This window comes from Streptomyces sp. PsTaAH-137 (genome assembly GCF_003259365.1).
Lineage (GTDB): Bacteria > Actinomycetota > Actinomycetes > Streptomycetales > Streptomycetaceae > Streptomyces.
Map to the genome: position 1 here is coordinate 464,735 of NZ_QLLY01000001.1, position 24,026 is coordinate 488,760.

Sequence of the window (24,026 nt, forward strand, 5' to 3'; positions counted from 1 at the left end):
GGAGAGCAACTCCTGGAGGAGGAAGGGGGGGCTCAGCGGCCCTGGCGCTTGAGCAGGGCGTCGAGGCGCGGATAGACCGCGCGGGCGTTGTGCTCCTGGATCGCCGCCAGATCGTCCGCGGGCAGCCGGGCGGCCTCCGCGTACCGGCGTGTGTCGTCGAAGTGGTGGCCGGTGCACGGGTCGATGTCGCGGACGGCGCCGATCATCTCCGAGGCGAAGAGGATGTTGCGGTGCGGCACCACGTCGTAGAGCAGGTCGGAACCCGGCTGGTGGTAGACGCAGGTGTCGAAGAAGACATTGCCGAGGACGTGCTCCTCCAGCGGCGGCTTCCCGAGCGCCATCGCGAGGCCGCGGAACCGGCCCCAGTGGTAGGGGACGGCGCCGCCGCCGTGCGGGATGACCAGACGCAGCGCGGGGAAGTCGGCGAACAGATCGCCCTGGATGAGCTGCATGAACGCCGTGGTGTCCGCGTTCAGATAGTGGGCGCCCGTGGTGTGGAAGGCCGGGTTGACGCTCGTACTGACATGGACCATCGCCGGAATGTCGTACTCCACCATCTTCTCGTAGACCGGGTACCACGACCGGTCGGTGAGCGGCGGCGCCGTCCAGTGGCCGCCCGAGGGGTCCGGGTTGAGGTTCAGGGCGACCGCGCCGAACTCCTCGACGCAGCGCACGAGTTCGGGAACGCAGGTCGCCGGGTCCACTCCCGGGGACTGCGGGAGCATCGCGGCAGGAGCGAACCGCTCCGGGTACAACCGGGCCACCCGGAAGCAGAGTTCGTTGCAGATCGCGGCCCAGGCCGCCGACGTGGCGAAGTCCCCGACGTGGTGCGCCATGAACGAGGCGCGCGGCGAGAACACGGTCAGGTCGATGCCGCGCTCGTCCATCAGCCGCAGCTGATTCGGCTCGACGCTCGCGCGCAGCTCGTCGTCACTGATCCGCAGCTCCGCGCGGGAGGGCGTGAGCGAGGGATCGTCGAGGGCGGCGATCTGCCGCGTGCGCCACGCCTCCAGCGCCGGCGGCGCGGTCGTGTAGTGACCGTGACAGTCAATGATCATGGTGGTGCCCTCCGGGGTGCGGCTCGGGGTCGACCGCTGCACCCTCACCCCGCCCGTCCGGCCCGCCGAAAAGCCCGCGCACGGAACTAACCGTCCCTTAACATTCCGGCCCGCGGGACCGGCCGCCGTCCCCGGTCCCCGAGGCCCTCACATGCACGTGGTCTACATTCGGAAGCGAGCGGTATCCGCGCAGACACCGCTGATGGGAGGCGGGAAACGTGCAGATACTGCTGGCCGAGGACGACGACGGAGTCGCCGGTGCGCTCCTGGAGGTCCTCTACGACCACGGGCACGTCACCCGGCGCGTCCGGCACGGCAAGAGCGTGCTGACCTACCACCGCAGCGCCGATCTGCTCCTGCTCGACCTGGGCCTGCCCGACGTGGACGGACTCGACGTGCTGCGGTCCCTGCGGGCGGTGAGCGAGCTGCCCGTGGTGGTGCTGACCGCGCGCGGCGACGAGCGGTCGGTGGTCCGCGGTCTGCGCCTCGGCGCCGACGACTATCTGGTCAAACCGGTACGACTCGCCGAACTGCTGGCCCGTATCGACGCGGTCACCCGCCGTGCCGCGGCGCGCGGCGGCCCCTCCTCGCGCACCGTCCGCGCGGGGGACGTCGAGGTCGATCTCGACGCGCGGCGGGTCCTCGCCGACGGCACCGCCGTCGAGCTGACCACCAAGGAGTTCGACATCCTCGCGGTCCTCGCCGCCCGCGCCGGCACCGCCGTCAGCCGGGAACAGGTGCTCGACGAGGTGTGGGGCGACGCCCACCACGGCGTGTCCCGCTCGCTCGACGTGCACCTCACCCAGTTGCGCGCGAAGCTGGCCCGCCCCGAGCTGCTGACGACGATCCGGGGCTTCGGCTACCGCTTCGGCGACGCGGCCGTCTGAGAGCCGGGCACGTGCGCCACCGGGTCCAGGCCGCGCTGCTCGCGTTCGTCGTGCTCGCCGTGGCCGCCTTCGCCGTGCCGCTGCTGCTGTTCACCGCGTCGGACCGGACCCAGGAACTGGTCCTCGCCCGCAGCTCCGACCTGGACCGCTTCGCCTCCCTCATGGACCAGGCGGCCGCCACCGGCGACACCGCCCCGCTCGTCGCCGAGGCCCAGCGCTACACCGGCCTCTACGGGGAACCGCTCGTGGTCACCGACGCCCGCCACCGCGCCGTCGTCGAGACCGGCGGCATGCGCGCCGCCGACCCTGCCGTGGCCCGGCTCATCGACGCGGCCCTGCGCAACCAGACGGCACACCCGAGCGCGTCCCTGACCCCCTGGTCACGGGGAAGCCGGATGTTCGCCGAGCCCGCGGGCGCCGGCACCCGGGTGTCCGGCGCGGTCGTCCTGCGCGCCTCCGTGCGCACCGCCGCCGCCGACATCACCTGGCGCTGGGCCGCCGTCCTCGCCGCCGCGGCCGTGGTCGCCCTCGCCTGCACGGCCCTCGCCCGCGCGGTCACCCGCTGGGTGGTCCGGCCGCTGCGCCGCCTCGACCGCGCCGTCGGCCAGCTCGCCGCCGGACTCCCGCCCGAACACACCCGCGCCTCGGGACCGCCCGAACTGCGCCAGCTCGCCACCGGCTTCAACCGCATGGCGGGCACCGTCACCCTCGCCCTGGAACAGCAGCGGCGCCTCGTCGCCGACACCTCCCACCAGATGCGCAACCCCATGGCGGCGCTGCGGCTGCGTGTCGACGCCCTGCACACCCACCTGCCCGACTCCGCCCACCGCACGTACACCGGGGTCACCACCGAACTCGACCGCCTGGAGATCCTGCTCGACGACATGCTGGCCCTCGCCACGGCCGAGCACCGGGCCGGAGAGCTGACGGTCACCGAAGGGCCCCGCGCGCACTGCGACGCGGCGGCCGTGGCGGACGAGCAGCACCGCCGCTGGGAACCGCTCGCCCGACAGGCGGGCGCCCACCTCACCACGCACACCGACGGCGCCCCGGCCGGCGCCGCCTGCACGGAGCACGACCTCGTCCAGATCACCGACATCCTCCTCGACAACGCCTTCAAGTACGCGGGCCGCGACGCCCGGATCACCCTGCGCTGCACCGTCGACGGCCCCCACACCGTGCTCACCGTCACGGACGACGGACCCGGCCTGGACACCCACGACCTCACCCGCGCCACCGAACGGTTCTGGCGCTCCTCCCACCACACCGGCACCACGGGCACCGGCCTCGGTCTCGCCATCGCCGAACGACTCCTCGCAGGCCGCGGCGGTCGGCTCGAACTCGCCGCCGCACACCCCCGCGGCCTGCGCGCACGGGCCGTCCTGCCCCGGGTCCACGAGGAAGGAACGCTCGGGTGAACCGCCGCACGGCCCTGCGCGCCGCCCTCGGCGCCGCGTCCGCCGTCGCCCTCGGCGGGGCCCTCGCGGGCGACGTCGCTGGACAGGGCCGCGGCCCCAGCGGCGTCCTGCGCCTCGCGACCGGCGAACCGACCGCGTTCTACGAGGCTTTCGGCCACCTCCTCGCCCAGCAGCTCGGCGCCGCGCACCCCGGCCTGAGCTGCCGCGTGCGGACCACCGCGGGCAGCGTCGACAACATCCGGCTGCTCCGCGACGACCGCGCCGACCTCGCCCTCGTCCTCACCTCCACCGCACGGGACGCCGCAGGCACCGCCGTCTTCCCCCGCCCGGTACCGTTGCGGGCGATCGGCCGGGTCTACGAGACGTACCTCCAGTTCGCCGTGCGCGCCGACGCCGGCGTACGGACCGTGGCCGACCTGCGCGGGAAAACCGTCTCGCTGGGCGCCGCAGGATCGGGCGCGGCCGTGTTCGGGGAGCGGCTGCTGCGCGCCGCCGGGCTCTCCGCCGGGACCGACGTACGGGTCCGCCACCTGCCCCTGAACGACGCCGCCGACGCGATGCGGGCGGGCTCCGTCGCCGGGCTCCTCGTGGCCGGCGGTGTGCCGCTGCCCGCGCTCAAGGACCTCGACCGGCGCCCAGGGCTGCGCTTCCTTCCGCTGGCCGAAATGCTGCCCCGGCTCGGCGGCCGCGCGGCCCGCGCCGCCTCCGGCCTGGAACAGGTGACGCTGCCGCAGGGCGCCTACCGCTCGGCGGGCGGCGTCGCCACCATCGGCGTCTCCAACCTCCTCGTGTGCCGCCCCGACCTGGACCCCGATCTGGCCGGCGCCCTCACCCGGGTCCTGGTCCACCGCGCGACCTCGCTGGTCCCCGCGGGCGCCGTCGGCACCCAGTTCCTCGACGTCCGCAGCCTCATCGGCACCGGTGGCGTCGCCCTGCACCCGGGAGCGCTCGCCGCCTACCGGTCCCTGCACGGCTGAAACCCGATCCGCCCAATAGCGTCAAGGTCACGTCGAAAATCGGGACAGCCGTGCGCAGCCCGGAGAATTTATTTCAAGGTGTTGACGAAAATAAGGGGCCTGGGCAGCATGGGCGCCATGGCAGTGGTCAAGAACCCCACCGTGCTGAGCCGATTGCGCTACGGGAACGTGGAGCGGGTCCTCGCGGTGCTCCGCCGACAGGGGCCGAGCACCCGGGCCGACGTGGCCGAGGCCACCGGGCTCTCCCGCACCACCCTCTCCGGCATCATCGGCCAACTCCTCGCCGAAGCCGTGCTGTTGGAGGAGCCCGCACCGGCGGTGGGTGCGCCCGCGGGCCGCGGCCGTCCCGTGCACCGGCTCTCCCTCAACCCGAACTCGGCGCAGGCCGCGGGCATCGAGATCGGCCGCGAGCGCATCAAGGTCGTCATCGCCAACGCGGCGCACGAGATCACCGCCTTCGACGGCGTCCACTGCCCGCCGCGCACCAGCGCCCAGGAACAGGCCGCCGCGGCGCTGGGGCTGCTGCGCGACCTCGCCGACCGGAAGGCCATCGACCTCACCGGCCTCGGCGGCGTCGGCATCGGCACCCCCGGCCCCGGCGAGACCACCGGCGGCGGCAGCGTCCCGGCGGAAGCGGGACACGGCGTGCCACGGCACCGCCAGACGGTCGCCGACAGCGTCGCCGAGGCGCTCCAGGTTCCCGTGCTCGCCGACAACAACACCCGGCTCGCCGCCCTCGGCGAAGCCATCTGGGGCGCCGCCCGGGGCGCGGGTGACGCCCTGCACGTGACCCTGTCCTACGGCGTCGGAGGTGGGCTCGTCGCGGGCGGCCGGCTGTTCCGCGGCGCGCAGGGCGCGGCCGGGGAGATCGGCCACATCAGCGTCGATCCCGACGGACCCCGCTGCTGGTGCGGCGGCCACGGCTGCATGGAACAACTCGCTTCCGTGCCGGCCCTGTTGCGGGCCTCCGGGCGGCGCAGCTGGAGCCGGTTCGGTCAGGCGCTCGCCGCGGGGGAGGAGAAGGAGTGCGCCGCCCTGGAGCGCGCCGCGCACGCCGTGGGCCGGGCCCTCGCCGCCGCGTGCAGCACCGCCAACCCGCAGCGCGTCGTGCTGGGCGGCGAGGTCGCCGCGCTCGGGGGTGTCTTCCTCGGCCCGGTCGAGGCGGTCTTCCGCCGGTACACCCCCACCCGTGTGCACCGCGGTGTCCGTCTGGTGCCCGCCGTGCTGGCCGACCGGGCCGGACCGCTCGGCGCCCTCGCCCTCGTCTTCCACGAGTCACCGCTGCTCGCCGGGTACACCACACCCGGCGCCGCGTCCCCCGACCCCTCGGCGACCGAGGCCTCCTGACCGTCGCCCGGCCCCGGGCGACCTCGCCGAGGATCGCTCCGGCCGGGCCCGCATCCGTACGACCCGCCACGACCCGAAAGGCACCGCCGTGCGCCACAACATGCTCTTCCTGATGACCGATCAGCACCGGGTCGACACCCTCGGCGCCTACGGCAACCCGCACGTGCGCACCCCGAACCTCGACCGGCTCGCCGCCGAGGGCACCCGCTTCGACAGCGCCTACACGCCGACCGCGATCTGCACCCCGGCCCGCGCCAGCCTGCTCACCGGCGCCGCGCCCTTCCGGCACAAACTCCTCGCCAACTACGAGCGGAACGTGGGTTATCTGGAGGATCTGGCCGACGACCAGTTCACCTTCGCCGGGCAGCTGCGCGACGAGGGGTACAACCTGGGGCTGCTCGGCAAGTGGCACGGCGGGGTGCGGCGCACCGCGGCCGACTACGGCTTCGAGGGCCCGGACCTCGCGGGCTGGCACAACCCCGTCGACCACCCCGACTACCTGGCGTACCTCAAGGAGAACGGCCTCCCCGAGTACGCCATCAGCGACCGGATGCGCGGCACCACGCCCAACGGCAGCCCGGGCAACCTGCTGGCCGCCCGCCTCCATCAGCCCGTCGAGGCGACCTTCGAGCACTACCTCGCCACGCGGACCATCGAGATGCTCAGGCGGTTCGCCGACGGCGAGCGCGGCGGCGACGGAAACCCGTTCTTCCTGGCCACCCACTTCTTCGGCCCGCACCTGCCGTACATCCTGCCGAACGAGTACTTCGACCTGTACGACCCCGAGTCGGTGACCCTGCCGAAGTCCATGGGGGAGACCTTCGCGGGCAAGCCGCCGGTGCAGAGCAACTACAGCAAGCTCTGGGCCTTCGACACGATGTCGATCGAGGACAGCCGCAAACTCATCGCCGTCTACTGGGGATACGTCACCCTCATCGACGAACAGATAGGCCGCATCCTGGATGCCGTACGGGAGTTGGGGCTCGACGAACGCACCGCGGTCTGCTTCACCGCCGACCACGGCGAGTTCACCGGCGCCCACCGGCTGCACGACAAGGGGCCGGCCATGTACGAGGACATCTACCGCATCCCCGGGCTGCTGAAGGTGCCGGGGGCGGTGCCGGGACAGGTGCGGGACGAGTTCGTCTCCCTCACCGACTACACGGCGACGATCCTGGAGCTCGCGGGCAGTGACCCGGCCCCCGCCGTCGACAGCCGCAGCCTGCTCCCGCTGGCCCGCGGCGAGCACCCCGAGTGGGACGCGCACCATCTGGCCGAGTACCACGGCCACCACTTTCCCTACCCGCAGCGCATGCTCCGCACCCGGCGCCACAAGCTGGTCGTCAACCCCGAGTCGCACAACGAGCTGTACGACCTGGACAGCGACCCGGACGAACTCCTCAACCGCTACGAACACCCCGAACTGCACGATTTGCGGACGGAGTTGATGCACCGCCTTTACCACCTGCTCCGGGACCGCGGCGACAACTTCTACCACTGGATGACCCCGATGTACGACGTGCCGACCGACTACGACACGACCCTCTCGGCGTTCGAGACGGAGGAGACAGCGGGAGGGGCGCCGAAGGAGGCGTGACGGAACCCGCCGTCGGGCCCCGCGTCACGCGGGGGCCGACGGCGGGTGCGTTCACCGGGCCGCGGCTCAGTCCCGCCGCTTCACGTACAGGCGGTTCCCCTGCGGGCCCGTCCACTCCAGCCGGACGACGCCGGGCACCGCCGCGTCACCGGTGCGGGCGGGATCGGCCCAGTAGCCGGCCGCCGGGTTGCGGAAGAAGGTGCCCCACAGACCGCCGTGGTGGTCCTTGAAGAAGTTGTTGTGCCCGGCGCCCACGCCCGCCGTCCAGCGCTTGGAGTAGGGGCCCTCCAGCCGGTCGGCGACGGCGACGATCGCGTCGTACTGGTACTGCGTGCGTCCGGCGGCCGCCGTGTCGTAGGCGTGCCGTGTCGAGCCGTCGGCGGCGGTCGAGGCCCGGTCCCACGCGGCTTGCAGCAGGTAGTACTTGCCGCCGTGCCTGAACACGTAGGCACCCTCGAGATACGGCTCGGGCGTGTACGCGGTCTGCTGGAACGCCGGGAGGTTCGTCGGCGTGACGATGTCCTCCATGTCCGGGCGGAACTTTGCGTACAGGTTGTTGTGCAGCACCAGCCACGCGTCCCGGCCCTCCGTGTAGAGGCTGCCGTCGATGTGGAAGTACGCGCCCGGCTCGATGAACGACGGCCCGCCGATAAAGGACTCGCCGAACGGCTTGTCGAGGTTGCCCTCGACGAGACGGTACGGGCCCGCGACCCCGCCCTCGCTCACCAGCATGAACGAGCCGACCTTCTTGGAGTGGTCGCCCATGCACGCGACCATGTACCACTTGCCCCGGAAGTAGTGCAGTTCGGGCGCCCAGGCGTTGCCGCGCTTGCCGAACTGTCCGTCGTCGTACCAGTGCTCCTGCCACGGCGCGACGACCGTGCGGCCGGGACGGTTCTCCCCGACGAACTCGGGGGACCACACCTTCCCGCGCTCGGCGCCGGGCCGGATCCTCGTGGTGTCGGCCAGCTTCCACGGCCCGTGCAGGGACCGTGCCGTCCACACGAAGATGCCGTCGTTCCAGGGGCCGGCCGCCGTCAGGCCGGGCACCCGGGTGGTGCCGGTGGCGACATAGAGCGGACGGCCGTCGACGACGAAGCAGTTGACATAGGTGTCGCGCATCCAGACCCGGCCCAACTCCTGGTCGCGCGCCCGCAGTTCGAGCGGCAGGACGAAGGAGTTGTCCTCGCGCGGCCACAGATCCTCGCGGACGTCGGCGACGCCGTACGGCTCGGGCTGCGGCCAGTTCGCCGGATACCTGTGCCGCGCGGCGGCCGGTGACGGGAGCGCCTGGGCGGCGGCCGACGGCAGCGCCACGGCTCCCATCGAACCGGCGATTCCGGCCAGCAACGACCGTCGGCCCAGGTGCGGCGCGTTCTCCGGTCTCGTCATCAGTCGCGTCTCCTTCGTCGTCCGGGGTGCGGGTGTCGGCGGGGGGTGGCTGCCGCCCAGCATCAAAGGCCCCGATGAATTTCGTCAAGAGGTCGGAAAATTAATCCCGGGACCGGTGCGAGGGGTGCGCGGGACGCCGGGATGCGGGAAGTCTCGTCGCCCGGGCCGGGCGAACACCACCCGCTCCGTCGCGTGTCACACGATCGTCATACGAGGCCCAGCGTGGCAATCGTGTTGCGGGAACATTGCGGCACCACCGGATCCGGCCTACCGGGGTCATCATCGGTGCAGGTCAGGGCAGTTGGAGGCCGGAAACTCCGGGGAGCCGGACGGTGGTGACTTTTTCTGTCCGACTCATTGACGAAAATGCGCGCTGCTCACATGCTGTCGGGCATGCACGAACACGACGGTCCGCTGACGCGGCTCCGACGCAGCCACGAGCATTCCGTCCTCGACCTGCTGCGCAAGCACGGCCCGCTGAGCCGTGCCGAGTTGGGCACCCGCAGCGGCCTCTCCCGCACCACGCTCTACGACATCGTCGCCGGGCTCGTCGGCAGCGGCGCGGTGGTCGCCAGCACCCCGCACGTCGAGGTGCGCAAGCGCGGCCGGCCCGTGGAGAAGCTCAGCCTCAACCCGGCGGCGGGGGAGGCCGTGGGCATCGACTTCGCGCGCCGGGCCGTGCATGTCGCGGCGGTCAACTTCGCGCACGAGGTGATCGGTTCGGCGAGCGAGCCGCACACCGCGGACCTGTCCTGGCCCGAGCGGGTCGACATCGCGGAGCGCCTCCTCGGCACGCTGGCCACCGTCCCCTCCGACGACCCGGACCGCTCGGGCTCCGCCGTCCACCTCGACGCGCTCAGCGCGATCGGCGTCGGCGTCGTCGGCCCGATCACCGACCCGGGCAGCGAGCGCGCCCACGCCCAGGGCATCGACGGCCTCCCCGACCTGCTGCGCAAGAGGTTCGGCGTCTCCGTCCTCCTCGACAACAACACCCGGCTAGCCGCGCTCGCCGAAGCCGTCTGGGGCGCGGCCGCCGACAGCAGCGACGTCCTCTACCTGCGGCTTTCGCACGGTGTCGGCGGCGGCCTCGTCGTCGGCGGGGCGCTGCACCGGGGCCGGTACGGACTGTCCGGCGAGTTCGGCCACGTCGTCGTCGACCCCGTCGGGCGGCAGTGCGAGTGCGGCGGCACCGGCTGTCTGGAGACCCGCGCCGCCCTCGACGCCGTCCTCAACCGCTACCGGGAGGCCGGCGGACGCGCCGGTGACCTCGCCGGATTCCTCGCCGCCGCCGCCGTCGGCGAGCCCCCGGCGCTCCAGGTCCTGGAGCGCGTCGGCCACGACGTCGGCAGCGTCCTCGCCGCCGTCTGTCACGCCGTCGGACCCGGCGTCATCGTCGTCGGCGGCGAACTCGCGGAGGCGGGACCCGCCCTCCTCGAACCCGTCGAGCGGTCGCTGCGGCAGCACCTGATGCCGATGGCCCGCCACCACGTCGACGTCCGGCGCGCCACGCTCGGCGAGGCGGGCAGCGCGCTGGGCGGCATCGCCCTCGTTCTCCACGAATCCCCCCTCCTTTCCCACTATCCGCGGCCCGTCTCCGAGGAGAACGCGTGAAGCCACCAGCGAGGTACCCATGGCTGTGATCACTCCGGTGCAGAAGACCGCCCCCGAAGAGCCCCGGCAGCAGCCCCGGCGCTCCCGGCGCCGTCCCCTGATCCTCAACGCCGTGGCGGTGGTGGCCGGAATCGCCCTGTGGGCCGTGGTGGCCGCCCTGAGCCTGGTCGAGAACCTGCCCGCCCCCGTGGCGGTGGCCCGCAAGGCCGGCGACATGATCGCCGACGGCACCCTCGGCACCGACATCGCCGCCAGCCTGCGCCGCGTCCTGATCGGCTACGCGCTCGGCGTCGTCGTGGCCGTGCCGGTCGGCTTCCTGATGGGCTGGTACCCGACGGCACGCGCGCTGATCGAGCCGTACGTCCAGTTCTTCCGCACCATTCCGCCGCTGGCGCTGATCCCGCTCGCGGTCGTGCTGCTCGGCATCGGCGAGGTCCCGAAGATCGCCGTGATCTTCCTCGCCTCGTTCATGTCCTGTGTCGTGTCGGCCTTCCAGGGCGTCGTCGACGTCGACAAGACGCTGATCAACGCGGCCCGGGTGCTCGGCGCGTCGGACCGCACCATCTTCGCCAAGGTGGTCGTCCCGGCCTCCACCCCGTTCATCCTCGTCGGGATGCGGATCGGCCTCGGCGCGTCCTGGGCCACCGTGGTCGCCGCCGAACTCATCGGCGCACAAGAGGGGTTGGGCTACCGGATGCAGAAGGCGTCCACCTGGTTCGAAATGGACACGATCTTCGTGTCCCTGATCACGATCGGTGTGCTCGGGCTCGTCATGGACCGGCTGCTGCTGCTGGCCGAGCGACGCCTGACCGGCTGGCAGGAGCGACGATGAACAGCAAGATCAGTTTCCGTGACGTGGTGAAGACCTTCCCGCTGAAGGGTGCGACGTTCACCGCCCTGGACGGAGTGAGTCTGGACATCGCGGACCAGGAGTTCGTCACCGTCGTCGGTCCGTCCGGCTGCGGCAAGTCCACCTTGATGAGCATGGCGGCCGGACTCCAGGAGCCCGACTCGGGGACCGTCCTCGTCGACGGCACACCCGTCTCGGGACCCGGCCCGGACCGGGGCGTGATCTTCCAGCAGTACGCCCTCTTTCCGTGGTTGACGGTGCGTCAGAACGTGGAGTTCGGGCTGAGGCTCGCCCACGTGCCCGGACCCGAGCGCCGCCGCAAGGCGGAGCAGGCCATCGACCTCGTCGGCCTCGGCGACTTCGCGGACGCGCTCCCGAAGACCCTGTCCGGCGGCATGAAGCAGCGCTGCGCGATCGCCCGCGCCTACGCCGTCGACCCCCAAGTCCTGCTGATGGACGAGCCGTTCGGGGCGCTGGACGCGCTGACCCGCGTACAGCTCCAGGACCAGCTGCTGCGCACCTGGAGCCAGGAGAAGCGCACCGTCCTGTTCATCACCCACGACGTCGACGAGGCCGTCTACCTCGCCAGCCGCGTCGTCGTCATGGCCGCGCGGCCCGGCCGCGTCCACCGGATCATCGACGTCGACCTGCCCTATCCCCGTACCGAGGAGATCCGGCTCTCGCCCGAGTTCCGGCGCTTCCGCAACGAGGTGTGGACCTCGGTCTACCACCAGGAAGCGCCGCCCCGGGCCGCCTGACCCCGCTTCTTCTTCACGCAACCCCCTTTGACGCGCACCACCCCGAGAGGAACCTTCAGCATGCCCGGAAAGACCATCAGGCACGGCTATCTCGCCCTGCCCGCAGCGTTGTTGCTCGTCCTCCCGCTCAGCGCCTGCTCGGGCGGCGACTCCGGTGACGACGCGACCGTCCGCTTCGGCTACATCGGTGACTACAACGGCGCCAGCCTGCTGGCGATCGCCGAGAAGCAGGGGCTGTGGAAGAAGGAGGGCCTGACCGCCAAGGTCAAGGTGTTCAACAACGGGCCGGTGCAGATCCAGGCGCTCAACGCCGACAGCCTCGACTACGGCTACATCGGCCCCGGCGCGATGTGGCTGCCGGCCTCCGGGAAGTCCAAGGTGATCGCCATCGACACCCTCACCTACGCCGACCGCGTCATCGGCCAGCCCGGCATCACGTCGATGAAGGACCTCAAGGGCAAGAAGGTCGGCGTCCCCGAGGGCACCTCGGGCGACATGGTCCTCAACATCGCCCTGGAGGAGGCGGGGATGAAGGCGGGCGACATCGAGAAGGTCAACATGGACCCCTCGACCATCGTCTCCGCGTTCTCCTCGGGGAAGATCGACGGCGCGGGCTTCTTCTATCCGGCCATCGAGACCATCAAGCAGAAGGTCCCCGGCCTGGAGGAGATAGCCAGCACCAAGGACACCGGCGACGCCTTCCCGACCGCCTTCGTCGCGGGCAACAAGGTGTCCGGGGACAAGAACGCCAAGGTCGTCAAGGTGCTCCAGCAGGCCAACGACTGGCGCAGCGCCCACCCCGACGAGACCATCGCGCTCACCGCCAAGATGCTGAAGGTCACCGAGGCCCAGGCCAAGGCCGACGCCTCGCACGTGCAGACGCTGTCCACGAAGGACCTCGTCGCCAAGACCAGGAGCGGCGAGGTGGACTCCTGGCTGAAGAAGCTCGGCGAGTTCTTCGTGCGGAACAAGGAACTGGACGAGAACACCGACCCGGGCAAGTACTACGACGGCGACCTCTACACCAAGACGTACGCCAAGTAGGCCGACAGGTCACGGTCCGTGACACGCTGGCCGGGTGCGACTGACGCTGAGTGAGCAGGGGGCCGCCGACGCGGACACGGTGTGGCGGCGTTACGCGCAGCCTGCCCGCTGGCCGACGTGGGCCCCGCAGATCCGCTCCGTGGAGACGGAACCCGAACTGCGCGCGGGGATGCGGGGGAGGGTGCGTCCCGTCGTCGGACCGGCGGTGCGGTTCGTCGTCGAGGCCGTCGATCACGAGGCCCGCACCTGGAGCTGGCGCGTCCGGGCGGGACCGGTCCGGCTGCGGCTCGACCACGCGGTGGACCGGAGCGGGAGATCGGGCGCCGTGACCCGGCTGACCGTCACGGGGCCTGCGCCCGTCGTCCTCGCCTACGCCCCGCTGGCCCGTCGCGCGCTGCGCCGGCTGGTGCGTCCCTGAAGCAGGGGTGGCCCGCCTTCGTCAGCGGTCGTCCCCCGTGGCGGGATCGTGCATCGCCCAGCGGATCAGCCCGGTGATCATGTGTCCGGCGGGCCGCACCGCGCACCGCTCGGCCGGCTCGCAGCGCGGCAGCCGCAGCTCCTGCGCGGCCCAGCGGGGCAGCAGGGCGATCGCGTTGGACGCCAGGGCCGCGTAGAAGGGAAGAGCGGGAACGGGGAGCGGCGGACGGAGGAGCAGATAGCGGGTGGTGTCGAGCGCTTCCGGTGTGGCCCGCAGCTCGGCGCGGTAGGCCGTGAACCGCTCGCGCAGCCCGGCCACCGTCCGCGGGGGCTCCGCCACCCCGAGCGCCTCGGCGACGCGGGCGGTCTGGGCGACGTACTGATCGCACTCGCTCCTCGTCAGGCGCGGGGTGGCGAAGCGCTGGTGGGCGCGGAGGAACGAGGCGATCTCGGCGATGTGGACCCATTCCAGGAGGTGCGGGTCCGACGCGCGGTAGGCCACGCCCTCGTCGGTGACCCCGTGGATGCGGGCGTGGACGGCGTTGAGCCGGTCGCAGGCCGACTGTGCGCTGTCCGCGGTTCCGTAGGTCGTGGTGGCCAGGAAGGTGCTGGTGCGGTGCAGCCTGCCCCACGGGTCGCCGCGATAGCCGGAGTGCGCGGCGACGGCCGCCATCGCGGAGGGATGGAGTGTCTGCACGAGCAGCGCCGACAGTCCGCCGACGAACATGGCGCTGTCGGCGTGGACCCGGCGGATCGGGCTGCCCTCCGGGAACCAGCGGGGGCCGGGAGTCTCGTGGATGGCCTCACGGTTGCGCGGCCCCTCCGGTCCGGCCACCCGTGCGAACAGGGCCTTTCCGGCCCGCAGCCGCAACGGCTCGACGACCCGGGCAGCGACGACGGCCATGGCCACACCTCCTGCCCTTCTTTCGCTGTGCTTCCCGGGACGGATGCGGCACTCCTCGGCATGCGGTTCCAGAGCATCGGGAGGACGGTGGAGACATGACCACATCACGCGTACCGCCGTCGGAGACGCCGCCCGCGGAAGGATCCATCGCCGAGGCCCACCAGGAGCGGGCCGACGGCGGGATCTGGGAGCACCCGTACTGGTGGGTGCTGCTCATCCTCGTCGGCTCCGTCCTGGTGGCGGGCTTCTTCGTGGCACGCATCTGGGGAATGTGACCCGCCCTGGCGGCCCGCAGCGTCAGTAGGGCAGTCCGGCGCGCGTGCGCAGCGTCCAGCGGCGCTCCGCGTAGGCCAGATCGTCGCGCCACAGGCGCTTCGCCGCGGTCCGCATCAGCGGGCGCAGCGCGAAGGCGGCATGGCGCGCCACGGTGAAGCCGGGCCGCTCGGACGTGGCGATCACCGCCTCCACCACCGCCGTGCGCGGCGCCGGATGGCCCGCCGGAGTCAGCGGCGTCGCGTGCGTCTCCACCACCGAGTCGCGCCCCTCGCCATCAGTGATGTGCATGACCACCGTGCGCGGCTCCGGCGCGGTGAAGACGGCACGGACGGGCACGACGAGCCGCGAGGTGAGCCGGAAGGACACGTCCACGGCGAACCCGTCGTCCTCCGCCTCCGCGCTGTCCCCGGACGGACTGTCGACGACCCGCAGGTCGACGAACGAGTACGGGTGGAACCACGCGCCGTGCCACGGGTCGAGCCGGTTGGCGACGATGTCCTCCGGCTCGCAGCGGCCGAAGCCGGTGTAGACGGCCGCGACGGAGCGGTCCTGATCCGGGCGCGGCGGGATCACCGGCCGCTCCAGCGGCTGCTCTCCTCCGGCGCCGTCGAGCCGGACCCAGACCAGGACGCCGTCGTCGTGGACGGGCAGCGTCCGCCAGCCCGCCTGGCCCTGGGGCCCGAGGGCGAGCCCGTGCCAGTGGCAGACGAGCGTCCCGCACCGCAGCGGGCTGTCCTTGAGCGGCGCGCCCAGATGCGGACAGGCGCCGGGACCGGCGGCCAACCGGCCGTCGGCGTCGCGCCAGACGACCAGCTCACGGCCGGCCACATTGCGTCCCAGCGGTGCGTCGGACGGTACGTCGGCGGATGCGCCGACGACGTACCAGTTGCCCGACGGCCGGGTCTGGGACCGCTTCAGGGCGCTCTCGATCACGGCGGGCCGCGCCTGGCGCCACGTGGGTTCCTGCCGCTCCCACGGCAGGGGGTTCTTGCGCACGGTCAGCGGAATCCGGTCCGTCCAGGGCCGCTTGCTCATGCCGCCGCCTCCTTGTCCACGAGCGGGGCGCGTCCCGCACGGACGGGTACGTGATGCGGGCCCGGCCGGTGCGGCAGGGCCGCCGGCGGGGTGGAGCGATGCCGGATCCGGGCGTGGGCGATCCGGACGAGCCCGTCCAGGGCGACGACCGCGCGGCGCCGCCGGGGCACGACCGCCCGGCGGTGCAGCACGCCGTACCGGTCGTCGGCGACGGCGTCGAGAATGCCCGCGTACAGCACGAAGGCGCTGCGGATGCAGGGCCGCGACACCGGGTCGAGCAGCGCGACACCGGGCACCGCCTCCCGGTAGACGTCCCGGGTGAGCGCCTCGAACGCCTTCAACGCCTCGGTGATACGGGCGTCCTGGCGGCCGGTGTCCCGGCTCCACCGCAGCAGCTCCCGGTCGACACCGTGCGCGGCCAGCAGGTCCGCGGGCAGATAGACCCGCCCGCGGTCGAGGTCCTCGCCCACGTCCCGCAGGAAGTTGGTGAGCTGGAAGGCCACACCGAGCGCGGCGGCGTGCGGCTCCGCCTCGGCGCGCGGCACCGTGGTCCCCAGGACCGGGAGCATCTGAAGGCCGATCACCGCCGCCGAGCCGTGCATGTAGCGGCGCAGATCGGCGTAGCCGGGATAGTCCGTCACCGTCAGGTCGTCGCGCATCGCCGTCATGAAGTCCTGGAAGTGCGCGGGGTCGATCGCGTAGCGGTGCGCGGTGTCGGCGAGGGCCCGGACGACGGGCTCGGCGCTGTCTCCCGTGGCGAGCCCGTGGCGCAGCTCCGCCGACAGCTTCTCCAGCGCCGCGGTGCGCTCCAGCACGGTGGTGTCGCCGCCGTGGCAGTCGACGATGTCGTCGGCCCAGCGGGCGAATCCGTACAGGGCGTGCACGGCGGGCCGGCGGTGGGCGGGCAGCAGGCGGGTGGCCAGGAAGTAGGTCTTCCCGTGGCGGGCGTTGAGCTCGCGGCACCGCGTGTAGGCGCTGCGCAGCCCGGGGTCGGTGATGCCCGCGGCATCGAGTTCTCGCGCGTTCACAGGGGCGCCTTTCCGAGGGTGTCGTGCGGGGAGCGGGGCCGGGACGTGCCCCTCGTGCGGGCGCCCGTGATCCTCGCGGCGGCGAGCTTTCCGGACAGCAGCACCGTGGGAACGCCGACGCCCGGTGTCGTCCCGCACCCGGCCAGCACCGCGTTCTCCGTGCCCCGTACGAGGTTGCGGGGCCGGAAAGGACCGGTCTGGGCGAAGGTGTGCGCGGCCGAGAACGGGGTGCCCGCTGCGTGCTCCTGGGCGTGCCAGTCGGCGGGGGTGACGAAGCACTGCTCGTCGATCGCGTCCCCGATGCCGTCGAGACCGCGCCGCTCCAACTCCGTCAGCAGCTCGGTGCGGTAGCGGGGCGCGAGGTCGCCCCACTGGGCGGGGCTCGGCCCGATGTCGGTGTTCGGGCACGGGGCGAGGATGTAGTGCAGGTGCTTGCCGGGGGGCGCCAGCGACGGATCGGTCGCGGTGGGCCGGGTGATGAGCAGCGACGGGTCGCTCATCAGCCGTCCGCGCCGGGTCAGTTCGTCGAACGTGTCGTGCCAGGCGTCGCCGAACGAGATGGTGTGGTGCGCCAGTTGGGGCCAGGTGCGGTCGGTCCCGGCGTGCAGGATCACCGCCGACGGGGCGTGGCGCAGGGCGACCGACCGGCGCGGGGCGCGGCCCAGCAGCCGGTACACGACCGGCAGATCGGGGGTCAGGACGACGGCGTCGCACGGGATCCGCTCGGTGTCCGTCACCACGGCGGTGACCCGGTCGCCCGAGCGCTCCAGGCTCCGCACCGTCCGGCCGAACCGCAGATCGGCGCCCGCCGCCCGGGCCGCGTCCGCCATGGCGCGGGGCAGCGCGTGCATGCCGCCGCGCGGGAAGTACACGCCCGCGACGGTGTCCATGTAGGCGATGACGGCGTACGCGGCCAGCGCGCGGGCCGGAGGGACGCCCGCGTACAGCGACTGGAAGGAGAAGACGCGGCGCAGCCGCTCGTCCTTGATGAACCGGCCGATCCGGGCGTCCATCCGCCCGAAGCCGCCGAGCGCGGCGAGCCGGGCCAGATCGGGGGTGAGCAGTTGCAGCGGCGAGTCGAAGTTGGTGTCGATGAAGTGCTTCATCTGCGCCCGGTAGAGCCGCTCCAGCCAGTGCCGCAGCCGCACATAACCGGCCGCCGCCGCGGAACCGGCGAACTCCTCCACCGCCTGTTCCATGGCCTGCGCGTCGGTGTGGACGTCGAGGGAGCTGCCGTCGGCGAACCGCGCCCGGTAGGCGGGGTGCAGCGGGATCAGATCCACCCGGTCCCGCAGGCGCTCGCCCACGGCGGCGAACGCCTCGTCGGCCAGGTGGGGCATGGTCATGACGGTCGGCCCGGTGTCGATCCGATACCCGTTCCGGTCCAACAGGCCGGCCCTGCCGCCGGGTTGGTCGTCCCGTTCGACGAGGGTGACCTGCCGTCCCGCGCCCAGCAGATGGAGGGCGGCCGCCAGGCCGGACAGGCCCGCGCCCACCACGACGACATGGTCCGTTCTGCCGCGTACGGTCCTCACTGAGCCGCTCCTTCGACCGGGCCGGCCGACCGGCTCGGCTGGGTGGGGGTCCCCGCCACCTGCCGGAGCAGGAGACGCAGCCGTGCGTGGGCCACGGGGTCGAGCGACACGGAGTCCAGATGGCGTGCGCTCTGCGCGATCAGGCGGCGGATCTTGTCCTCGACGAGGTTCCGGGCCCCGGTGCGTTCGAGGACGTAGCGCAGATCGTCGAGGTCGGCGTCGTCCAGTTCCCGCCGCCCGGATCGGGCGAGGATCGCCAGGGCCCGGTGGTCGTCGTCCCGTTCGGCACGGGCCTGGGCCAGCGCGACCAGGTACGTGGGCTTGCCCGTCCGCAGATCACCGGCCGCCGGCTTGTCCCGCCCGACAGGATCGCCGAACGCGTCGTCGAGGTCGTCGCGCAGCTGGAAGGCGAGGCCCGCGCCACGGCCGGCCGAGCACAGGGCCCGCAGCGTGCCGTCGTCCGCGCGGCCGAGGATCGCGCCCAGTTGCAGCGGGCGTTCCACCGTGTAGAGGGCGGTTTTCAGACAGGCGGCGCTGATGGCCTGGCGCAGCGACCGGTTCCGGGTGTGCTCGCCCTGGACGTCCAGGTACTGCCCGGCGACCATCTCCAGACGCATCTGCGACCACGTCTCGCGCAGCCGCCGCGCCTGCGGGCCCGTCAGATCGAGGGCGGCGGCCTCGTCGTCGGCCCAGGACAGCGCCAGATCACCGGCGAGGATCGCCGCCGACTCACCGAACCGGGCGCCGCCCGCGGGCACCTGCGACCGGTACTGCGCGGTGAAGTCGACGTGCAGGGCGGGCCGCCCGCGACGCGTCGCCGCCTGGTCCATGACGTCGTCGTGCACGAGGGCGCAGGTCTGTATGAGTTCGAGCGCCGCGCTCAGCCGGAGAGCCGCCTCGATCTGCTCCTCGTCGGGAAGCCCACAGGCCCGCAGTCCCCACCACAGGAACTGCGGGCGGATGCGCCGCCCGCCGCCCAGGGTGAACCGCGCGACGCGTTCGGCGACATCGGCGCCGAACGTCGGGTCGACGGCGGTGGCCTGGGCGACACGCCGGGCCAGCAGCCGGGTCAGCCGCTCGTGGACCGTACGGGGAAGATCGGCATCGATCCGCCGCACCCGCACGGACCGGGACGGGAGGGCGCCACGCGCGGGGCCGGACGCGCTGCGACGGGGCGCCCCACCGTGGGGCACCACCGCCGTGGCGACGCCCAGGGCCTGATCGGGGGGCATGTCAGCTCCTTAGGGATGCCGGTGACCGGGGAGAGTATGTAGGGCATTCCCCGCCTCCCGGGTGATCGGATGCGGTGGATTGCGGCAACTGGAGCAACATCGTTCACGCGTTCCGCCCGCGGGTACCCGCGAGCGGAGGACGCGAATCCGCGCATCCGCGAGCGGGTCGGCGGTGGAAGGGTGTCCGGAGCAAAGAGACTCGACACAGGAGGTGAGCGTGCGGTCGGACGTGGTGATCATCGGCGCCGGTGCCGCCGGGCTCTCGCTGGCGGAGCGACTGTGCACGGCGACGCGCCCCGCACCGTCCGTCCGGCTCATCGACGCGCCCGCCGGACCGCTGCGGCCCCCGCCGCGCACCTGGTGCTTCTGGGAGCACGGCCCCGGCCGCTACGACGACGCCGTCACCGCGTCCTGGAACAGGATCCGGGTCCGCGCCCCCGACGGCCGCACGATCGACGCCGGAACCGGGGCGCTGCGCTACAAGATGATCCGCTCCACCGACTTCGAGGCGACGGTCGCACCCCGGCTCGCCGCCCACGGCTCGCTCACCCGCACCCGGGCGACCGTCGAGACGGTCGAGGAGGACGCCGACGGAGCGCGGGTGATCGTGCGCACCGCCGAGGGACGGCAGGAGAGCGTCCCGGCCCGCTGGGTGTTCGACTCGCGGCCGCTCGGCAGCCTGCCACCGGCCCGCACGACGCTGCTCCAGCACTTCCGCGGCTGGTTCGTCCGCACCGGGGAGCCGGCCTTCGACACGGGCGCCGTCGACCTGATGGACTTCCGCACCCCGCAGCCGGAGCGGGGCCTCGCCTTCACCTACGTCCTGCCGACCGGGGAGCGGTCCGCGCTGGTGGAGTACACCCAGTTCTCGCCGTCCGTCCTGCCCACCGAGGAGTACGACTCCGCCCTGCGGGCCTACCTGCACGACGTGCTCGGCGTCCGCGACGCCCGGATCGAGGCACGCGAGGAAGGGGTCATCCCCATGACCGACGCCCGCTTCGCCCGCCGGGTCGGCCGGAGCACCTTCCGGATCGGCGCGGCAGGCGGCGCCACACGCCCGGCGACCGGCTACACCTTCGCCACCATCCAGCGCCAGACCGCGGCGATCGCCGCGGCCCTGCTCGCCGGACGCGACCCGGCCCCGCCGGCCCCGCACTCGAAGCGGTCGATGGCCATGGACGCGGTGCTCCTGCACGGCCTGGACAGCGGCCGCATCGACGGAGCGGCCTTCTTCACCCGCCTCTTCTCCCGCGTGCCCATGGAGCGCCTGCTGCGCTTCCTCGACGGCGAAACCGCCCTGCACGAAGACCTGTCGATCGGCCTCAACAGCCCGATCGTGCCCCTGCTGCGCAGCGCGGTGGAACTGCCCACCCGCCCGCTGCGGCCCGCCCCCACACCCTGACCCGCCCGGGCCCGGAGGAGAACCCATGCCCACGCTGCGCGACGCCGCGCTCGCCTCAGCTTTCGACCATGCCGCCCGCACCTACGACACCCTGGTGAGCGCCAACCCCGGCTACCACGCCCACCTGCGGCGCTCGGCACGCCGCCTCGGCCTGCCCGCGCAGGGGCGCGGCCTGCGCGTCCTCGACCTGGGCTGCGGCACGGGCGCGTCGACCGCGGCGCTGCTGTCCGTGCTGCCCGACGCGGAGATCACCGCCGTGGACGCCTCCGCGGGCATGCTGGAGCGGGCCGAGGCGAAACACTGGCCGTCGAGCGTCACCTTCGTCCACACCCCGGCCGAACAACTCGGCGCGGCAGGGATCGGCAGCGGGCCCGTCGGCGGGTTCGACGCAGTGTTCGCCGCCTACCTGTTCCGCAACACCGCCGACCCCGACCGCGTCCTGACCTCCGTACGCGACGTGCTCGCACCCGGCGGCCGGGTGGCCGTGCACGAGTACACCCTCAGCGGCAAACACCGCCACCGCGCCGTCTGGTCGGCGGTCTGCGCCGGACTGCTGCCCGTCACCACGGCGCTCGGGGACGGCGCCCTCTACCGGCATCTGTGGCGCAGCGTCCTCGAGTTCGACACCGTGACCCACTTCTCCCGCCGCCTGACGGCCGCGGGCTTCACCCGGGTCAGGGCGCTGCCGCTGCCCGGCTGGCAGACCGGCATCACGCACACCGTCGTCGGCCAGGTGCCGCAGGAGAGGACCCGAGGATGAAGCGCAGGCCGCAGGCACCACCGCAGGCCCGGGACCGCCGGGCCGCGCACATCCCGGCCGGGCCCGGAGCGTCCCGGGTCCAGGACCCGGCCCCCACGACCGCCGTAGTCGGCGGCGGGATCGCGGGCCTCGCCGCCGCCGTCGCCCTGGCCGAACGCGGCGTGCGCGTCACCCTCTTCGAACGGGAGGCCACACTCGGCGGACGCCTCGCCGGCTGGACCACCGAACTGGCCGACGGCTCGACGGCCACGATGAGCCGCGGCTTCCACGCCTTCTTCCGCCAGTACTACAACCTGCGGGCCCTGCTGCGCCGCACCGATCCGCACCTGGAGCGGCTGACCGCCCTGCCCGACTACCCGCTCTGGCACGCCGACGGCCTGCGGGACAGCTTCCGGCACGTCCCGCGCACCCCACCGTGGAGCGCCCTCGGCTTCGCCCTGCGCAGCCCGACCTTCACCCTCCGCGACCTCCCCCGGATCAACGCCGAGGCGGCCCTGCCGCTGATGGACGTACGCGTACCGGACGTCTACGACCGCCTCGACGACGTCAGCGCGCACGACTTCCTGCACGCCATCCGATTCCCCGAGGCCGCCCACCACTTGGCGTTCGAGGTGTTCTCCCGGAGCTTCTTCGCCGACCCGCGCAAGCTGTCGGCCGCCGAGATGGTCCTGATGTTCCACATCTACTTCCTCGGCTCGGCCGAGGGCCTGCTCTTCGACGTGCCCGACGACCCCTTCCCGACCGCGCTCTGGGACCCCCTGGGCCGCTACCTCGAAGAACTCGGCGCCGACATCCGCGTGGGCGAACCGGTCGACCGTCTCGCCTCGGCGCCCGACGGCGGGTTCACCCTCACCGCCGGGGCGCACACCGGCCACTACGACGCCTGCGTGCTCGCCCTCGACACCAAGGGCCTGCAACACCTGGTCCGCAGCAGCCCCGACGTCGCCGACGCGTCGTGGAACGCCCGGATCGCCCGGCTGCGCACGGCCCCCTCCTTCCTCGTCTCCCGGCTGTGGCTCGACCGGCCCGTCGCCGCCGAGCGGGCCGGTTTCCTCGGCACCAGCGGCTACGGAACCCTGGACAACGTCAGCGTCCTGGACCGCTGGGAGAAGGAGGCCCACCAGTGGTTCCGCCGCACCGGCGGCTCCGTCGTGGAACTCCACGCCTACGCGCGCGACGGCCTCGTCGACCGGGCCACCGAGGAGAAGCGGCTGATCGACCAGCTGCACCAGGTGTATCCGGAGACCCGCGAGGCACGCGTCGTCGACGTCCGGCACGAATGGCGCGACGACTGCCCGATGTTCGCGGTGTCGGGCTACGGGGACCGGCCGACGGTCCGCACCTCCAACCCCCGGCTCATGATCGCCGGTGACCTGGTCCGCACCGATCTGCCGGTGGCCCTCATGGAACGCGCGGCGACCAGCGGCATGCTCGCCGCCAACGCGCTGCTGCGCCAATGGCGGGTGCGGGGGCACGAGTTGTGGACCGTGCCCCTGCGCGGGCGCGACCCGCTGCTGCGGAACCTCGCCCGCTGGAGCGCCGGGCGTCAGCGCACGGGGAAGCCGAACGAGTAGCCCTGTTCCCTGAGTTCGGGCAGGACCTGACGCAGGGCTTCGACCGTCTGGGTACGGTCGCCGCCCGCGTCGTGGAAGAGGAGCGTCGGCCCGTTGGGCAGCTCCTCCTCCACGGTCGCGACGATGGCGGCCGTCCCCGGGCGCTCGAAGTCCTTGGTGTCCACGTTCCAGCCCAGCGGGCGCATCCCGCGGGAGGCGGCCAGCTTGCGGCTGTACGGGGTGAACGCGCCGCCCGGCGCCCGGTAGTACTGCGGGCGCACCCCGCCGGACGCCTCGGTGATCATGCGCTCCGCGTCGAGGATCTGCTGCGACTGGTACGCCTCGGGGCGCTTGTCCATGGCGGTGTTGTGCGACACCGTGTGGTCGCACAGGCGGTGCCCGGCCACGACGACCTTCTTGACGAGATCAGGGTGGGCCTGCGCCTGGGTGCCCACCATGCAGAAGGTCGCCTTCACCCCGTACTCCTTCAGCACGGCGAGGACCTGGGGTGTCCATGCGGGGTCGGGGCCGTCGTCGATGGTGATGTTCACGCCGCGGGCGCCGGCGTCGGAGGCGTGTGCGATGGTTTTCGCCACCGCCTTCGGAGCCTTGTCGTCGTGCGCGGCGGCGCCCGCCTTCGGCGCCGTTCCGGTCGGCTCGCCCGCCTGCGCGGTCCACACCGAGACACCCCCGGCGAGCACGGTCACCGCCAGCGCCGCCCCCACCACTCTGCTGTTCCAGCCCTGCCCGCCGCTCCGCCGTGCCATGTCGTTCCTCCCGCGCCGTGCCCTGCCTCACCGATGCCGCTGACGTCGCGGCCACTTGGGATGACGACGCAGGTGGGCCCGCGGCTCCGTCCGTTACGGATCACGGACAATTCCGCAGGCGTTCGCGGACACTGCCGCGCTGTGCGCGCGAGCGCGGTGCGGGCGGGCTGTGTCGGTC

22 protein-coding genes are annotated in these 24,026 nt (G+C 72.8%); 14 read left to right on the plus strand and 8 right to left on the minus strand.

Annotated elements, in window-relative coordinates; all coding sequences use genetic code 11:
- Positions 1-32: 32 nt before the first annotated feature.
- Complete coding sequence (locus K377_RS02020; RefSeq protein ID WP_111661619.1) at positions 33-1,058, minus strand: amidohydrolase family protein; 1,026 nt, start codon at positions 1,056-1,058, stop codon at positions 33-35.
- A gap of 218 nt (positions 1,059-1,276) precedes the next feature.
- Between K377_RS02020 and K377_RS02025 the strand changes: the two genes are divergently transcribed.
- From K377_RS02025 to K377_RS02045, 5 genes are all read left to right on the plus strand, one after another.
- Entirely contained in the window at positions 1,277-1,945 is a 669-nt protein-coding gene (locus K377_RS02025; protein ID WP_111661303.1) for a response regulator transcription factor, read from the plus strand.
- Positions 1,946-1,956: 11 nt separating this feature from the next.
- Complete coding sequence (locus K377_RS02030; RefSeq protein ID WP_111661304.1) at positions 1,957-3,363, plus strand: HAMP domain-containing sensor histidine kinase; 1,407 nt, start codon at positions 1,957-1,959, stop codon at positions 3,361-3,363.
- Positions 3,360-4,340: a TAXI family TRAP transporter solute-binding subunit gene (locus tag K377_RS02035; protein ID WP_111661305.1), complete on the plus strand. Its 981-nt coding sequence runs from the start codon at positions 3,360-3,362 to the stop codon at positions 4,338-4,340. Before K377_RS02030 ends, K377_RS02035 begins: the two co-directional genes overlap by 4 nt.
- 108 nt (positions 4,341-4,448) lie before the next feature.
- The gene (locus tag K377_RS02040) at positions 4,449-5,687 is read left to right on the plus strand and encodes an ROK family transcriptional regulator (RefSeq protein ID WP_111661306.1); all 1,239 of its coding nucleotides are present in this window, start codon (positions 4,449-4,451) and stop codon (positions 5,685-5,687) included.
- Positions 5,688-5,799: 112 nt separating this feature from the next.
- A complete protein-coding gene (locus K377_RS02045) occupies positions 5,800-7,284 on the plus strand; it encodes a sulfatase-like hydrolase/transferase (RefSeq protein ID WP_237551866.1) in 1,485 nt (494 codons plus the stop codon).
- Positions 7,285-7,350: 66 nt separating this feature from the next.
- Here the strand turns inward: K377_RS02045 and K377_RS02050 are convergent, their stop codons facing one another.
- Positions 7,351-8,676 carry a family 43 glycosylhydrolase gene (locus K377_RS02050; RefSeq protein ID WP_111661307.1) on the minus strand — a complete coding sequence of 442 codons (1,326 nt, stop codon included), beginning with the start codon at positions 8,674-8,676 and terminating at the stop codon, positions 7,351-7,353.
- A gap of 381 nt (positions 8,677-9,057) precedes the next feature.
- Between K377_RS02050 and K377_RS02055 the strand changes: the two genes are divergently transcribed.
- From K377_RS02055 to K377_RS02075, 5 genes are read left to right on the plus strand one after another with little or no spacing between them, the layout of a single operon-like run.
- On the plus strand, positions 9,058-10,287 hold the full coding sequence (locus K377_RS02055; protein WP_111661308.1) for an ROK family transcriptional regulator: 1,230 nt from the start codon (positions 9,058-9,060) through the stop codon (positions 10,285-10,287).
- A gap of 19 nt (positions 10,288-10,306) precedes the next feature.
- A complete protein-coding gene (locus K377_RS02060; RefSeq protein ID WP_111661309.1) occupies positions 10,307-11,119 on the plus strand; it encodes an ABC transporter permease in 813 nt (270 codons plus the stop codon).
- Entirely contained in the window at positions 11,116-11,895 is a 780-nt protein-coding gene (locus K377_RS02065) for an ABC transporter ATP-binding protein (protein ID WP_111661310.1), read from the plus strand. The genes K377_RS02060 and K377_RS02065 overlap by 4 nt, the downstream gene beginning before the upstream one ends.
- A gap of 60 nt (positions 11,896-11,955) precedes the next feature.
- Positions 11,956-12,939, plus strand: a complete 984-nt coding sequence (locus K377_RS02070) for an aliphatic sulfonate ABC transporter substrate-binding protein (RefSeq protein WP_111661311.1) — start codon at positions 11,956-11,958, stop codon at positions 12,937-12,939.
- 34 nt (positions 12,940-12,973) lie between these two features.
- Positions 12,974-13,357: an SRPBCC family protein gene (locus tag K377_RS02075; RefSeq protein ID WP_111661312.1), complete on the plus strand. Its 384-nt coding sequence runs from the start codon at positions 12,974-12,976 to the stop codon at positions 13,355-13,357.
- A 21-nt stretch (positions 13,358-13,378) separates the two neighbouring features.
- Here the strand turns inward: K377_RS02075 and K377_RS02080 are convergent, their stop codons facing one another.
- Positions 13,379-14,260, minus strand: a complete 882-nt coding sequence (locus K377_RS02080; protein WP_111661313.1) for an oxygenase MpaB family protein — start codon at positions 14,258-14,260, stop codon at positions 13,379-13,381.
- A gap of 95 nt (positions 14,261-14,355) precedes the next feature.
- Between K377_RS02080 and K377_RS02085 the strand changes: the two genes are divergently transcribed.
- On the plus strand, positions 14,356-14,535 hold the full coding sequence (locus tag K377_RS02085; protein WP_111661314.1) for a DUF6480 family protein: 180 nt from the start codon (positions 14,356-14,358) through the stop codon (positions 14,533-14,535).
- 22 nt (positions 14,536-14,557) lie between these two features.
- Here K377_RS02085 and K377_RS02090 read toward each other — a convergent pair whose 3' ends face one another.
- From K377_RS02090 to K377_RS02105, 4 genes are read right to left on the minus strand one after another with little or no spacing between them, the layout of a single operon-like run.
- The gene (locus K377_RS02090) at positions 14,558-15,571 is read right to left on the minus strand and encodes a DUF5914 domain-containing protein (protein WP_111661315.1); all 1,014 of its coding nucleotides are present in this window, start codon (positions 15,569-15,571) and stop codon (positions 14,558-14,560) included.
- Entirely contained in the window at positions 15,568-16,599 is a 1,032-nt protein-coding gene (locus tag K377_RS02095; protein ID WP_111661316.1) for a phytoene/squalene synthase family protein, read from the minus strand. Before K377_RS02095 ends, K377_RS02090 begins: the two co-directional genes overlap by 4 nt.
- Positions 16,596-18,134 carry a phytoene desaturase family protein gene (crtI, locus tag K377_RS02100; protein ID WP_111661317.1) on the minus strand — a complete coding sequence of 513 codons (1,539 nt, stop codon included), beginning with the start codon at positions 18,132-18,134 and terminating at the stop codon, positions 16,596-16,598. The genes K377_RS02095 and crtI overlap by 4 nt, the downstream gene beginning before the upstream one ends.
- Positions 18,131-19,366 carry a polyprenyl synthetase family protein gene (locus K377_RS02105; protein WP_111661318.1) on the minus strand — a complete coding sequence of 412 codons (1,236 nt, stop codon included), beginning with the start codon at positions 19,364-19,366 and terminating at the stop codon, positions 18,131-18,133. The genes crtI and K377_RS02105 overlap by 4 nt, the downstream gene beginning before the upstream one ends.
- A gap of 211 nt (positions 19,367-19,577) precedes the next feature.
- On the opposite strand from K377_RS02105, the gene K377_RS02110 reads away from it, so the two are divergent.
- From K377_RS02110 to K377_RS02120, 3 genes are read left to right on the plus strand one after another with little or no spacing between them, the layout of a single operon-like run.
- Complete coding sequence (locus K377_RS02110) at positions 19,578-20,768, plus strand: lycopene cyclase family protein (RefSeq protein WP_111661319.1); 1,191 nt, start codon at positions 19,578-19,580, stop codon at positions 20,766-20,768.
- Between the two features lie 25 nt (positions 20,769-20,793).
- Positions 20,794-21,528, plus strand: coding sequence for a class I SAM-dependent methyltransferase (locus tag K377_RS02115; RefSeq protein WP_111661320.1), 735 nt, complete (start codon positions 20,794-20,796; stop codon positions 21,526-21,528).
- The gene (locus K377_RS02120; RefSeq protein WP_111661321.1) at positions 21,525-23,102 is read left to right on the plus strand and encodes an FAD-dependent oxidoreductase; all 1,578 of its coding nucleotides are present in this window, start codon (positions 21,525-21,527) and stop codon (positions 23,100-23,102) included. Before K377_RS02115 ends, K377_RS02120 begins: the two co-directional genes overlap by 4 nt.
- On the opposite strand, the gene K377_RS02125 is transcribed toward K377_RS02120, so the two are convergent.
- Positions 23,075-23,848 carry a polysaccharide deacetylase family protein gene (locus K377_RS02125; protein WP_111661322.1) on the minus strand — a complete coding sequence of 258 codons (774 nt, stop codon included), beginning with the start codon at positions 23,846-23,848 and terminating at the stop codon, positions 23,075-23,077. The genes K377_RS02120 and K377_RS02125 overlap by 28 nt on opposite strands.
- Positions 23,849-24,026: the final 178 nt, after the last annotated feature.